The organism is Shigella sp. FC1544 (assembly GCF_001722145.1).
Lineage (GTDB): Bacteria > Pseudomonadota > Gammaproteobacteria > Enterobacterales > Enterobacteriaceae > Escherichia > Escherichia coli.
Genome location: NZ_MECT01000018.1, coordinates 1 through 13,101 on the forward strand (window position 1 = coordinate 1; position 13,101 = coordinate 13,101).

General features: G+C 51.8%; 8 protein-coding genes, 1 tRNA gene and 4 pseudogenes. 4 read left to right on the plus strand and 9 right to left on the minus strand.

What is annotated here, in order from left to right; genetic code table 11:
• Both BGK49_RS01480 and bcsG read left to right on the plus strand, forming a co-directional pair.
• Positions 1 to 233: pseudogene (locus BGK49_RS01480) on the plus strand (IS4 family transposase); the annotation flags it as partial.
• A 13-nt stretch (positions 234 to 246) separates the two neighbouring features.
• A pseudogene (gene bcsG / locus BGK49_RS01485) lies at positions 247 to 1,578 on the plus strand (cellulose biosynthesis protein BcsG); the annotation flags it as partial.
• An 86-nt stretch (positions 1,579 to 1,664) separates the two neighbouring features.
• On the opposite strand, the gene BGK49_RS24940 reads toward bcsG, so the two are convergent.
• Positions 1,665 to 1,772, minus strand: a complete 108-nt coding sequence (locus BGK49_RS24940; protein ID WP_001295224.1) for a type I toxin-antitoxin system toxin Ldr family protein — start codon at positions 1,770 to 1,772, stop codon at positions 1,665 to 1,667.
• Between the two features lie 475 nt (positions 1,773 to 2,247).
• On the opposite strand from BGK49_RS24940, the gene BGK49_RS01495 reads away from it, so the two are divergent.
• Complete coding sequence (locus BGK49_RS01495) at positions 2,248 to 3,519, plus strand: aromatic amino acid transport family protein (RefSeq protein WP_005029350.1); 1,272 nt, start codon at positions 2,248 to 2,250, stop codon at positions 3,517 to 3,519.
• Between the two features lie 29 nt (positions 3,520 to 3,548).
• On the opposite strand, the gene dppF is transcribed toward BGK49_RS01495, so the two are convergent.
• From dppF to lpfE, 8 genes and pseudogenes are all read right to left on the minus strand, one after another.
• Positions 3,549 to 4,553, minus strand: a complete 1,005-nt coding sequence (dppF, locus tag BGK49_RS01500; RefSeq protein ID WP_069375684.1) for a dipeptide ABC transporter ATP-binding subunit DppF — start codon at positions 4,551 to 4,553, stop codon at positions 3,549 to 3,551.
• Complete coding sequence (gene dppD / locus BGK49_RS01505; RefSeq protein WP_001196496.1) at positions 4,550 to 5,533, minus strand: dipeptide ABC transporter ATP-binding protein; 984 nt, start codon at positions 5,531 to 5,533, stop codon at positions 4,550 to 4,552. Before dppD ends, dppF begins: the two co-directional genes overlap by 4 nt.
• Before the next feature lie 10 nt (positions 5,534 to 5,543).
• Positions 5,544 to 6,446: a dipeptide ABC transporter permease DppC gene (gene dppC / locus BGK49_RS01510; RefSeq protein WP_000084671.1), complete on the minus strand. Its 903-nt coding sequence runs from the start codon at positions 6,444 to 6,446 to the stop codon at positions 5,544 to 5,546.
• A gap of 9 nt (positions 6,447 to 6,455) precedes the next feature.
• Positions 6,456 to 7,475: pseudogene (gene dppB / locus BGK49_RS01515) on the minus strand (dipeptide ABC transporter permease DppB).
• 234 nt (positions 7,476 to 7,709) lie between these two features.
• Positions 7,710 to 9,317: pseudogene (dppA, locus tag BGK49_RS01520) on the minus strand (dipeptide ABC transporter substrate-binding protein DppA).
• 743 nt (positions 9,318 to 10,060) lie between these two features.
• A tRNA-Pro gene (locus BGK49_RS01535) sits at positions 10,061 to 10,136 on the minus strand.
• A 91-nt stretch (positions 10,137 to 10,227) separates the two neighbouring features.
• Entirely contained in the window at positions 10,228 to 11,919 is a 1,692-nt protein-coding gene (eptB, locus tag BGK49_RS01540; RefSeq protein WP_001269221.1) for a kdo(2)-lipid A phosphoethanolamine 7''-transferase, read from the minus strand.
• A gap of 252 nt (positions 11,920 to 12,171) precedes the next feature.
• Complete coding sequence (gene lpfE, locus BGK49_RS01545; RefSeq protein WP_000831419.1) at positions 12,172 to 12,696, minus strand: long polar fimbrial protein LpfE; 525 nt, start codon at positions 12,694 to 12,696, stop codon at positions 12,172 to 12,174.
• A gap of 143 nt (positions 12,697 to 12,839) precedes the next feature.
• Between lpfE and BGK49_RS01550 the strand changes: the two genes are divergently transcribed.
• Positions 12,840 to 13,101: IS1-like element transposase (locus BGK49_RS01550; protein ID WP_064195240.1), on the plus strand; the 262-nt coding region annotated here is incomplete at its 3' end.

Sequence of the window (13,101 nt, forward strand, 5' to 3'; positions counted from 1 at the left end):
GTTACTGGCCGAATCAACTGAGTTTCTCAGAATCATGCGGAATGGTGATGAGAATGCTGATGACATTGCAGGGCGCTTCACCGGGACGTATACCGGAGCTGATGCGCGATCTTGCAAGTATGGGACAACTTGTGAAATTACCGACGAGAAGGGGAAGGGCCTTCCCGAGAGTGGTAAAGGAGAGGCCCTGGAAATACCCCACAGCCCCGAAAAAGAGCCAGTCAGTTGCTTAACTGACTGGCATTACAGATGATTGGGGCCATTTTTGTTTTATTAGTGGCCTGGTTATTCCTGTCACAATGGATTCGCATTACCGTTTTTGTGGTTGCCATACTGCTATGGCTGAACGTACTTACCCTGGCGGGACCAAGTTTCTCCTTGTGGCCAGCCGGACAACCGACGACCACTGTAACAACGACGGGTGGTAACGCAGCGGCAACCGTTGCGACGACGGGTGGCGCACCGGTAGTGGGTGATATGCCCGCACAAACTACACCGCCAACAACGGCGAACCTTAACGCCTGGCTGAATAATTTCTATAACGCGGAGGCGAAACGTAAATCGACCTTCCCGTCTTCGCTGCCCGCTGATGCTCAGCCATTTGAACTACTGGTGATTAACATCTGTTCGCTTTCCTGGTCGGATATAGAAGCCGCCGGGTTGATGTCGCATCCACTGTGGTCGCATTTCGATATTGAGTTCAAGAACTTTAACTCCGCCACCTCCTACAGTGGCCCGGCGGCGATCCGTTTACTGCGCGCCAGCTGCGGGCAGACTTCGCACACTAATCTGTATCAACCGGCAAATAACGACTGCTATCTGTTTGATAACCTTTCGAAACTGGGCTTTACCCAGCACCTGATGATGGGACATAACGGCCAGTTCGGCGGTTTTTTGAAAGAAGTTCGCGAAAATGGCGGCATGCAGACTGAATTGATGGATCAAACAAATCTGCCGGTTATTTTGCTGGGCTTTGATGGTTCGCCGGTTTATGACGATACCGCCGTGCTTAACCGCTGGCTGGACGTTACCGAAAAAGATAAAAACAGCCGTAGTGCCACGTTCTACAACACGCTTCCACTGCATGACGGCAACCATTATCCGGGGGTCAGCAAAACAGCGGATTACAAAGCGCGGGCGCAGAAATTCTTTGATGAACTGGACGCCTTCTTTACTGAACTGGAGAAATCGGGTCGTAAAGTGATGGTGGTCGTGGTGCCGGAACACGGCGGCGCGCTGAAGGGCGACAGAATGCAGGTATCTGGCCTACGTGATATCCCTAGCCCGTCTATCACAGACGTCCCCGTTGGGGTGAAATTCTTCGGCATGAAGGCACCACATCAGGGGGCACCGATTGTCATCGACCAACCGAGCAGCTTCCTGGCTATCTCCGATCTGGTGGTTCGCGTTCTTGATGGCAAGATTTTCACCGAAGACAATGTTGACTGGAAAAAACTCACCAGTGGGTTGCCACAAACAGCACCGGTCTCCGAGAACTCAAATGCAGTAGTTATTCAATACCAGGATAAACCGTACGTTCGCCTGAACGGCGGCGACTGGGTGCCTTACCCGCAGTAAGCACGAAAAAGGCCGCAGAGTTTAACCTCTGCGGCCTGATCCGGGCGCAAATTGCCATTACGGCAGCCTGACGCCCGCATGACACGTTACTTCCGCTTATTCAGCCAGTTCACGATCATACTGGCAAGAATGCCAGCAATGACCGGAGCCGCTAAATCATGCCAGAAGGCCATGCCCAGTTCTGCGAGCGTCATATAGCCGCCTGTGTTGTAATGCCAACGTTTCGCGGCTATTCTTGAGTTGTTTGGGTTCAAGATTAGCCCCCGTGATGTTGTCAGGTGCATACCTGCAACGTGCGGGGGTTTTCTCTCTCCAGCAACCAATGCCACCAGGGATAAAGCCCCCGCAACATTGCGCCTCACCGGAACCCTTTCGGCTTGCCGCTGATTTTACGATTGCTTTTTACTGTCAGCACCCGGCAATCTTCCTCATTGCGCGATGCCTTCCAGCTTAATTTCTTTATTTGCAATAGTTGCAGTTCATATCCGGGCTGACTCCAGACTGGTAGTGAAATGCGCAATTTTGTAGAATTGCGCCTCCTCGCGACCTCCCCAGTGAATCTGTTGCCTCATTTTTTACATACTGCGTATTCGACTTCTCCACCTGTTGCGCAAGAGAAACTGGGTTTATTCATTTTTGCGAGGCCGACTTCTTTCTGGACAGGACTTTATGCAGCACAACACACTATCGAAACACAATCAGAAATTGCCGTTTACACGCTACGACTTCGGCTGGGTTTTATTATGCATAGGCATGGCGATTGGTGCCGGAACCGTGCTGATGCCAGTACAAATTGGCTTGAAGGGAATTTGGGTATTTATTACCGCAGCGATCATTGCTTATCCTGCCACCTGGGTAGTGCAGGACATTTATTTAAAAACCCTTTCTGAAAGCGATTCCTGTAATGACTACACCGATATTATCAGTCATTACCTGGGGAAGAACTGGGGAATTTTCCTCGGGGTTATCTACTTTTTGATGATTATCCACGGGATTTTTATCTACTCTCTCTCCGTGGTTTTCGACAGCGCCTCGTACCTGAAAGCCTTCGGTTTAACCGATGCCGATCTTTCACAATCTCTACTTTATAAAGTCGCTATTTTCGCCGTACTGGTAGCGATTGCGTCTGGTGGTGAACGATTACTGTTTAAGATTTCCGGGCCAATGGTGGTGGTCAAAGTAGGGATTATTGTCGTGTTCGGTTTTGCGATGATCCCGCACTGGAATTTCGCCAATATAACCGCCTTCCCGCAAGCCTCCGTCTTTTTCCGCGATGTCCTGCTTACAATTCCATTTTGCTTCTTTTCTGCGGTATTTATTCAGGTACTTAACCCAATGAATATTGCCTATCGTAAACGGGAAGCAGATAAAGTACTGGCAACCCGGCTCGCGCTGCGTACCCACCGAATTAGTTATATCACGCTCATCGCGGTGATCCTGTTTTTTGCCTTTTCGTTTACCTTCTCAATTAGCCACGAAGAAGCCGTTTCTGCCTTTGAACAAAATATCTCGGCACTGGCACTGGCCGCGCAGGTGATCCCTGGACATATCATTCATATCACCTCTACGGTGCTGAATATCTTTGCCGTACTGACCGCATTCTTTGGCATTTATCTCGGTTTCCACGAGGCTATTAAAGGCATTATTCTCAATCTGTTAAGCCGAATTATTGATACCAAGAAAATTAACTCACGCATGCTGACTCTGGCGATCTGCGCTTTTATCGTCATTACGTTGACGATTTGGGTTTCGTTTCGTGTATCGGTGCTGGTGTTCTTTCAGTTGGGAAGCCCGTTATATGGCATTGTGTCGTGCCTCATTCCGTTTTTCCTGATCTATAAAGTCGCACAACTGGAAAAACTTCACGGATTTAAAGCCTGGCTAATTCTGCTTTACGGCATTTTGCTATGCTTGTCGCCACTGTTGAAGCTGATTGAGTAAACCGGAGCGCATGGCCCCGGTTTTGTGAGTTAACGCTGCGGATTTTCATCCTGATCAACAGCAAAACAAGCTACCAGTTGACCGCCGTAGTCTTTTAGCTGCGGCTGCAACTGGGTGCAGGGGCCGAAGCGCCGACGACAGCGGGCGTTGAAGGCGCAACCCGGCGGTGGATTCAGTGGGCTTGGTAGTTCACCGCTGAGCTTGATGCGCTCGCGGCGATCGTCCGGGTTCAGGCGCGGCGTCGCGGAAAGTAGCGCCTGAGTGTACGGATGGCGCGGGTTATTGAAGATTTGGTCTTTCGTTCCCTTCTCCACGCAGCGGCCCAGGTACATCACCATCACTTCATCAGCAATGTGCTCCACCACCGACAGGTCGTGGGAGATAAAGACATAAGACAGCCCCAACTCCTGCTGCAAATCCATCATCAGATTCAGCACCTGCGCGCGCACTGAAACATCCAGCGCGGAAACCGGTTCATCGGCAATCACCACATCCGGGTCGAGCATCAGACCACGGGCGATGGCGATACGCTGACGCTGACCGCCGGAGAACATATGCGGATAGCGGTCATAGTGCTCGGTTTTCAGGCCGACTTTCGCCATCATCGACAGGGCTTTTTCCCGACGCTGTTCTTTGCTTAAGCTGGTGTTGATCAGCAGCGGCTCTTCAAGAATTTGCCCGACTTTTTTACGCGGATTCAGCGAACCGTAAGGGTTCTGGAAGACGATCTGGATTTTCTGCCGACGCAGCTTCTGCGCCTGCGGATCGTGCTTAAGCAGATCCTGCCCCTGGTAATACAGCTCGCCACCGGTGGGCGTTTCAATCATCGTCAGCAACCGACCGAGGGTCGATTTACCGCAGCCAGATTCGCCCACTACTGCCAGCGTTTTGCCACGTTCAAGGTTAAACGAAACGCCATCCAGCGCTTTAACCAGACGTTCCGGCGCGAACATGCCTTTCTTCACCGGATAATGTTTTTTCAGGTTGATAGCCTGCAACAGCGGTTGTTGCAGGGTGGCCTCTTGCGTACTCATAGTGTCGGCCTCCCGGCATCATCAAGTGGGTAATGGCATTTGGACTGACGCCCGTCAGCGAGCATATTCAGCGCCGGTTCTTCAGCGCGACATCTGTCAGTGGCATAGGGGCAGCGCGGGTTAAGCAGGCAGCCGTTCGGGCGGTCGTACTTGCCGGGAACGACACCTGGCAACGACGCCAGACGTTCTTTGTCCTGAGCAAATTCTGGCAGCGCACGCAGCAATGCCTGAGTATACGGGTGACGCGGCGCATGGAAGATGGCGTGCGCATCGCCCGTTTCCACCACCTGGCCTGCATACATCACAATGATTTTATGCGCAGCTTCCGCCACCAGCGCCAGGTCATGGGTAATCAACACCAGCGCCATGTTCTCTTTCTGCTGTAGCTCCAGCAGTAGTTCGATGATTTGCGCCTGAATGGTCACGTCCAGCGCGGTGGTCGGCTCATCGGCAATCAGCAGTTTTGGTCGACAGGCAATCGCCATGGCGATCATCACGCGCTGGCTCATGCCGCCGGAAAGCTGATGCGGGTAAACATCCAGACGCGAAGCCGGATCGGGAATACCGACCTGATTCAGCAGGTCAATCGCCCGCTGACGGCGGGTACTTTTGTTGCCGCCCTGATGCACCTTAATCGCTTCCATGATCTGGAAACCCACGGTGTAGCACGGGTTAAGGCTGGTCATCGGGTCCTGGAAGATCATCGCCACTTCGGCACCCACCAGGTTGCGGCGCTCTTTTTCTGATATACGCTGCAAATCCTGACCGTTAAACACCAGTTTTTCCGCCATTACGCGGCCCGGATAATCAATCAGCCCCATAATCGCCAGGGAACTGACCGACTTACCGGAGCCGGACTCACCCACAATCCCAACCACTTCGCCCTGTTTTACGCTGTAGCTGATGCGGTCTACGGCGCGGAACGGTGCGCTTTCGTCGCCGAAATGCACCGATAATTTATCTACATTTAATAACGCCATCTCGAACCTCTTACTGCTTCAGTTTGGGATCGAGCGCGTCACGCAGACCGTCACCCATCAGGTTAAATGCCAGCACCGTCAGCAGGATCGCCAGACCCGGGAAGGTCACGACCCACCAGGCGCTTTGCGCGAACTGCAACACGTCGGAGAGCATGGTGCCCCACTCCGGCGTTGGCGGCTGTGCCCCCATGCCGAGGAAACCAAGAGCAGCCATATCGAGAATGGCGTTAGAGAAACCGAGCGACGCCTGAACAATCAGCGGCGCAAGGCAGTTCGGGAAGATGTTAATAAACATCTGACGCATCGCCCCGGCACCCGCCACGCGAGACGCGGTGACGTAATCGCGGTTAACTTCCACCAGCACGGCGGCGCGGGTTAAGCGCACATAGTGCGGCAAGGCAACGAAGGTCAGTGCCAGCGCGGCGTTACCAATCGACGGGCCGAAAATTGCCACCAGCACCAGCGCCAGCAGCAGACTTGGCAGCGCCAGCATGATATCGACCACGCGCATAATGATGTTATCGACCAGGCCGCCAAAGTAACCGGCGATCAGGCCGAGAATAACGCCCATAATCAGCGATAACACAACTACCAGACAGCCAACCAGCAGCGACAGGCGCGCACCGTACATCAGGCGCGACAGCATATCACGGCCTACGTCATCGGTGCCCAGCAAGTGCGCCATGCTGCCGCCTTCCTGCCAGGCTGGCGGGGCGAGCAGTGCATCGCGGAACTGTTCCGCCGGGTTATAGGGTGCAATCCAGTTGGCAAAGATCGCGATGAACAGCACGATGACGACGTAAACCAGCCCGACGACCGCGCCTTTGTTGCGTTTAAAATAGTGCCAGAACTCCTGTAACGGGGTCATCGGCACCGGTGCGCTAATCACTTTATTTTCAGTAACCTGTGACATGATGTCCCCTTACTTCTTATGACGAATACGCGGGTTCACCACGCCGTACAGCAGATCGACCAGCAAGTTGACGAGGATAATCATCGTCGCCACCAGCAATACGCCGCCCTGCACTACCGGATAGTCGCGGCGTTGCAGTGCGTCAATCAACCAGCGTCCCAGACCGGGCCACGAGAAGATGGTTTCGGTCAGAATCGCCCCCGCCAGCAATGTTCCCACCTGCAGGCCGATAACGGTCACCACCGGCAGCATCGCGTTACGCAGCGCATGGACGATAATCACCCGCATGCGGGTTAGCCCTTTGGCGCGCGCGGTGCGGATGTAATCCTCGCCCAGCACTTCCAGCATCGAGGAGCGTGTCATACGCACAATGACCGCCAGCGGAATAGTACCCAGCACAATGGCAGGCAAGATCATATGGGCGACGGCATCGATAAAGTTGCCGTCTTCACCCCAGATGGCGGTGTCGATTAGCATAAAACCGGTTAACGGATTGGAGTCATCGAGGAACACCATATCGCTCACGCGACCGGAGACGGGCGTCAGGTTCCAGTGCACCGAAACCAGCATGATCAGCATCATGCCCCACCAGAAGATCGGCATCGAGTAGCCGGTCAGCGCCAGGCCAACTGCAGTGTGATCGAAAATGGAACCGCGTTTAACCGCAGCCAGCACACCAACCGGAATACCGACTGCCGTAGCAAAAATCATCGCGCAGACGCCAAGTTCCAGCGTGGCCTGAAAGCGCGGCACGAACTCTTCCCATACTGGAATTCGGCTTTTCATTGAAATGCCTAGATCGCCGTGCATTACGCCCTAAATGTAATGGAGATACTGCTGCCACATCGGTTTATCTAAGCCGAGTTCAGCCAGCAGCTGCGCGTGACGCTCAGGGGAGATCCCACGTTCGCCTGCCATGATCATCACCGGATCGCCCGGGATCATGTGGACAAAGGCAAATGTGAGAAGGGTAATACCGATAAACGTGGGGATGACGAGTCCCAAACGTCGGAGAATAAACTGCAACATAACCCGGATTCTCTATAGTGACCCGCAGCCTGGAACTGCGTGTCTGTATTGCTCACAAATCAATTCCCGCCCTTGTCGGACAGAGAATGAAGTATTGCTGCCGGATGCGGCGTTAACGCCTTATCCGGCCTACAAAATCGTGCAAATTCAATACATTGCAGAATTTTCGTAGGCCTGATAAGCGGAGCACATCAGGCAGTTTTGCCTTTACCATCAGTCTTGTATGGCTTTTAATTATTCGATAGAGACATTTTCGAAGTGATGTTTGCCTAATGGATCAACCACATAGCCTTTGACTTCTTTGCGTACCGGTTCAAACACGGTGGAGTGAGCGATGATCAGTGCCGGAGCCTGATCGTGCATCACCACCTGCGCTTGCTTGTACAGTTCAACGCGTTTGTTATGGTCGTCGGTAGCACGCGCCGGTTGAATCAGATCTTCAAACGGTTTGTAGCACCATTTTGAGTAGTTAGAACCTTGTTCAGAGGCGGCGCAGCTGAACAGGGTGGCGAAGAAGTTATCCGGGTCCCCGTTATCGCCAGTCCAGCCCATCATTACCGTCTGATGTTCGCCATCTTTCGCACGCTTGAGGTACTCACCCCATTCGTAGGTGACGATTTTGGCCTGCACGCCCACTTTCGCCCAGTCTGCCTGAATCATCTCCGCCATGCGGCGAGCGTTCGGGTTATACGGACGTTGTACCGGCATCGCCCACAGGTCGATGGAGAAACCTTTTTCCAGACCCGCTTCTTTCAGCAAGGCTTTCGCTTTTTCAGGATCGTAGGTGTAATCCTGAACGTCGTCGTTATAGCCCCACATGGTTGGCGGGATCAGGTTTTTCGCTGATACACCCGCGCCCTGATAAACCGCTTTGATGATCGCGTCTTTGTTCACCGCGTAGGTCAGTGCCTGGCGAACTTTCACGTCATCCAGCGGTTTTTTCTGCACGTTATACGAGAGGTAGCCGACGTTCAGCCCCGACATTTCCATCAGGTTGATGGATTTATCCTGCTTCATGCGAGCGATATCTGCCGGGTTCGGGTACGGCATCACCTGGCATTCATTCTTCTGCAATTTCGCGTAACGCACGGAAGCATCAGGGGTAATAGAGAAGACCAGCGTATCGATCTGCGGTTTGGTGCCCCAGTAGCCATCAAACGCTTTGTAGCGGATACGGGAATCTTTTTGGTACTGCTGTAACTGGAACGGACCGGTTCCGATTGGGTTGAGGTCCAGTTTTTCCGGTGTACCGGCTTTCATCATCGCATCAGCATATTCTTTTGACAGAATAGAGGCGAAGTCCATTGCCAGATCAGCGAGGAACGGCGCTTCCGGGCGAGTCAGTACGAACTGAACTGTGTTGTCGTCCACCTTTTTCACTTCACTGATCAGCTCCGGCAAGCCCATGCCTTCGAAGTATTCGTAGCTGCCGCCAGAGACTTTATGGTACGGGTTTTGCGCGTTTTTCTGACGGTCGAACGAGAACACCACGTCATCGGCGTTCAGTTCACGCGTCGGTTTGAATTCTTTATTGTCGTGCCACTTCACACCTTTACGCAGATGGAAGGTATAGATTTTACCGTCTTAGCTGACTTCCCACTTTTCAGCGAGGCCCGGTATCACTTCAGTGGTGCCGATTTTAAATTCAACCAGGCGGTTATAAAGCGGTACGGAAGAGGCGTCATAGGTGGTGCCGGAGGTAAACAGCTGCGGGTTAAACCCTTCCGGAGATCCTTCTGAGCAATAAACCAGAGTTTTAGCCTGAACACTTGCTGCGACGGTCATAGCCACCAGGCTGAGACCAAGCTTCAGCATCCCTGACTTTTTCAAGGAAATACGCATTATTCTGCTCCAATTGTGATGTTTGTTGTTTTAACCCTTTGCAGTGGGTTGTCGCTGCCTGACCTTTTTTGTTTTTTGCCCGGTCGGGTCAACGTTATGAGGTGGGGATGCCGTACTAATTAACATCAGTGTAACAGTGCGGATCCTCCATAAAATGCCCCTCGTGACCTACAATCTGTCAACAGAATGTGAAAACGTCAATACAGCCAACCGGGATTTACACCAACGGTGAGAATCCACAAACAAAGATTAAAAAAACTTCAAACAGCTATTTGCAGCAGAGAAATTTGTGCTACTCCAACATAACCAGAACAATCAGCTTAATATTTAGCAACATTTGGTGATTAAGTTTTATGCATTTAATGAAAAAAATCTGAGGAAAAGGTGGATATCTGAGCGATTAATACCATGAACGCTAAAACGCACAGCGGAAAATGCCAGCGCCAGCCATAAGTAACGCAAAAAAAGATTTAAGCAAATATAAAAAAAGACAATGGTTTCTGTCACAAATCCGTTAATGGATAGTGAGATATGGGGCGCAAAGTTGGCAGGAAAATGTGTGGTGTGTTGGTCGAATAAGGCGGTCGCGCCGCATCCGACAATAAGTGCGGTGCCGTTGCCTGATGCGACGCTGGCGCGTCTTATCAGGCCTACGTCGAGTCGAACCTCCCAGCCCCCGGAGGTTCTCATCCTCATGGGCTTCAAATGCAAAAAAGCCTGCTCGCTGAGCAGCTTTTTGAATTTGGTCGGTGATAGAGGATTCGAACCTCGACCCCTTCGTCCCGAACGAAGTGCGCTACCAGGCTGCGCCAATCACCGAATGCGGGGCGCATCTTACTGCGCAGATACGCCCTCGTCAATCCCTTAATAGCAAAATGCCTTTTGATCGGCGAGAAAGTCAGCAGGCCGCTTAGTTAGCCGCTGCCTCTTTTGCCTGCAGGATGTGACACCAGTTGTTGTTTTCGTTAATTCCACCATCCGGTGAAGTATAGCCAAGACAACCCATGATGGTATCGTACAGCTCTACGTGACGGCGTGGCACTTTCATGTCGGCTTCTTTTTTCAGCTGCGCAAATGCCTGCGCATTGGCCGGATTTTCCAGATATTTATCTGACATCCAGACCATCATCGGTACGCGGAACTGCTCCGGCGGTGCCAATTCACGCGGCGTGCCGTGCAGGTGCTCGCGTTCATTAATTGACTCACCGTGGTCAGCTGCGTAGAACACAATCGCTTTCTTATCGCGAACCTGATCAATCACGCTGGAGATAAAGTGATCCACATAGGTCACCGAGTTGTCATAGGAGTTGATCATCTGCGCTTTGGTACAGCCGCTATCAACACCAATACATTCCGGCTTCCACTGCGCGAAGCTACGCGGATAACGCTGGGTGTAGTTAAAATGCGAACCTTTGGTATGCAGAATGATCAGATGCTTACCATCCGGGTTGCGCCCTAGCGATTGCTGCATTTCGTCTACCAGCAACATATCATCTACCGGCTTGCCACGATTACGTGGCTCCGCACCAATCTGCTCACGATAAGCAATGTTGTCCGCCATCGTGTTGCTGTAGAACCACATCTCGCTCTGCATAGCGTAGAGGTCAGAACTGAATCCTAACTGCTTCAGAACCGCGAAAATGTTCTGTTCTTTTAATGTGCGCTGCGGATTATCTTCCGCGCCCCCCTGACGTACAAACATGCAACGCAGTGAGAGTTTGGTTGCGGTATCACAGGAGTAACCACGGAACGCCGCCAGATTTTTCTCCTGGGCCAGTTTCGGCGTGGTATTACGCTCATAGCCGAAAATACCCATATGGTCCCAACGCGTGGTTTCACCGATGATAAACACGACATAAGTATCATCAACGTTTTGTGGAGCCTGGTATGTAAACTTCTTCGCCGGATTAAGCAATGAATTATTATCGGAAGATTCATCGACCCGCGCCCAGGCATACAGCCCCAACGCAGAAAGCCAGTTTGATGGCAGATAAGAGTTCGCTACTACACCGCCATAACTCGGCAAATCAACGCCGGTCGCCCTCTCCACTTTCTTCTGCTGGATATCCAGCAAACGAATCGGTGCCCAAACCATAATACCCGCCAGTACGACGACCGCCAGGCTGCGAATACGCTGCCCTGGGGTTCGCAGTTGTCGGAGCAAGGTGTAGCGACAGCGGTTATTCCAGATAAGGATAAGAGGCAATGCACTAACGGCGATTAACCAGAGAATAAAGTTCAGACCAACAACTTCTTTTGACAGGTCGATATCGGTGGTCATGACGGAAGCGATGATGCCATAACCAATGACCACATTAAGGAAGGTCATGTAATAGCTGGCACCTGCGGAAAAGAGCACCACCAGCGACGCCAGAATACGCCAGCTGCGGCGGCCAAACAGCGATAGAAGACGTAGTAAAAAGAAGGTCACCAGTACGGTGGCGGCCAGTTCAACAACAGCAGAAACGCCTTTCCAGACGGTAAAATCGTGCGCATAGCTGCCGAAGCGGCGATAAAAAACCGCGCCATTCATAAAAAGACCAATATAGATTGCAAGCAAAAAGCTCAGCTTCTGCTGTGTAATCGATTTGATGTATCTCATGCAAACAAACCCTGGACAAACAGGTGATAACACCCTGCTTAGCGGCTTTTCAGGCCCGGCAGGGGAAAAGTGCGGAGGTAGTCAGATAAGTAAAATCTACACGCGCGAATAAGTAGACCACAGCAAAGCGAAAAAGTGTGGGGAAAGAGTGTGCATGAAGCACAAATTTACAAAAATGCAAGTTTGAAAAGAGACTTTAGCGTTACAAAAAGCAGTAAAAAGGGCCAGTTAACTGGCCCTTAAGATGTGAAATTATTCGTACTGTACAGTAAAGTCGACCGTTGCATCTGCGCGACCAATAGTTGCATCGGCGCGAATAGGCACGTAGCTGGCGATATAGTTCAGTTGATGTGCGCCATCACCGTTAATTGCAAACTCAACCGGTGTCGGCGTTATATTTTCCGGGAACTGTTGTACTCCAGCAGCGGTTTTGATTTTCAGCCCAACGCCTGTAGCGCCACCCGCATCCAGCGCAAAAAGATTTGAGTCGTCTGCATTGGGTGTACCGTCCATAGTCACGTAGGCTCTGACCACTTCGCTACAGTTTTTCAGGCCGATGGAAAAAGGAGTGGGATTAATTTCCGTTCCGATTCTTACCGGCTTTTTGAGAACCGCGGTGCCCATGTCAACCTCAACGCTGTCTTTCACCAGTTCGCAAGCACCCTGGCTGATTTTAAGGGTGAATTTCAATGTTCCTTTCGGCCCTAAATCCGTGGTTGCCGCGAATGACGAAAAGGAAAGAGGCAGCAGGCATAACGCAAGTATTGTTCGCTTCATGACTGTTACTCCAGTTCGACATGTATGGTAGCAATACCGCTATAATCCCCGGCAGCGGGTAATTTTCCGGTAGTGCTAACGGGATAAGGGTAATGCTGCCAACTTACTGATTTAGTGTATGATGGTGATTTTAAGGTGCTTGCGTGGCTTCCATTTCCATCAGATGTCCTTCCTGCTCCGCTACTGAAGGCGTGGTGCGTAACGGCAAAAGCACTGCCGGACATCAGCGCTATCTCTGCTCTCATTGCCGTAAAACATGGCAACTACAGTTCACTTACACCGCCTCTCAGCCCGGTACGCACCAGAAAATCATTGATATGGCCATGAATGGCGTCGGATGTCGCGCCAGTGCACGCATTATGGGCGTTGGCCTCAACACGGTTTTACGTCACTTAAAAAACTCAG

Bases quoted from the DNA above. Each gene is read 5' to 3' on its own strand.
- eptB (WP_001269221.1), bottom strand. From the start codon at position 11,919: ATGAGATACATCAAATCGATTACACAGCAGAAGCTGAGCTTTTTGCTT.
- lpfE (WP_000831419.1), bottom strand. From the start codon at position 12,696: ATGAAGCGAACAATACTTGCGTTATGCCTGCTGCCTCTTTCCTTTTCG.
- BGK49_RS24940 (WP_001295224.1), bottom strand. From the start codon at position 1,772: ATGACGCTCGCAGAACTGGGCATGGCCTTCTGGCATGATTTAGCGGCT.
- BGK49_RS01495 (WP_005029350.1), top strand. From the start codon at position 2,248: ATGCAGCACAACACACTATCGAAACACAATCAGAAATTGCCGTTTACA.
- dppC (WP_000084671.1), bottom strand. From the start codon at position 6,446: ATGTCACAGGTTACTGAAAATAAAGTGATTAGCGCACCGGTGCCGATG.
- dppD (WP_001196496.1), bottom strand. From the start codon at position 5,533: ATGGCGTTATTAAATGTAGATAAATTATCGGTGCATTTCGGCGACGAA.
- dppF (WP_069375684.1), bottom strand. From the start codon at position 4,553: ATGAGTACGCAAGAGGCCACCCTGCAACAACCGCTGTTGCAGGCTATC.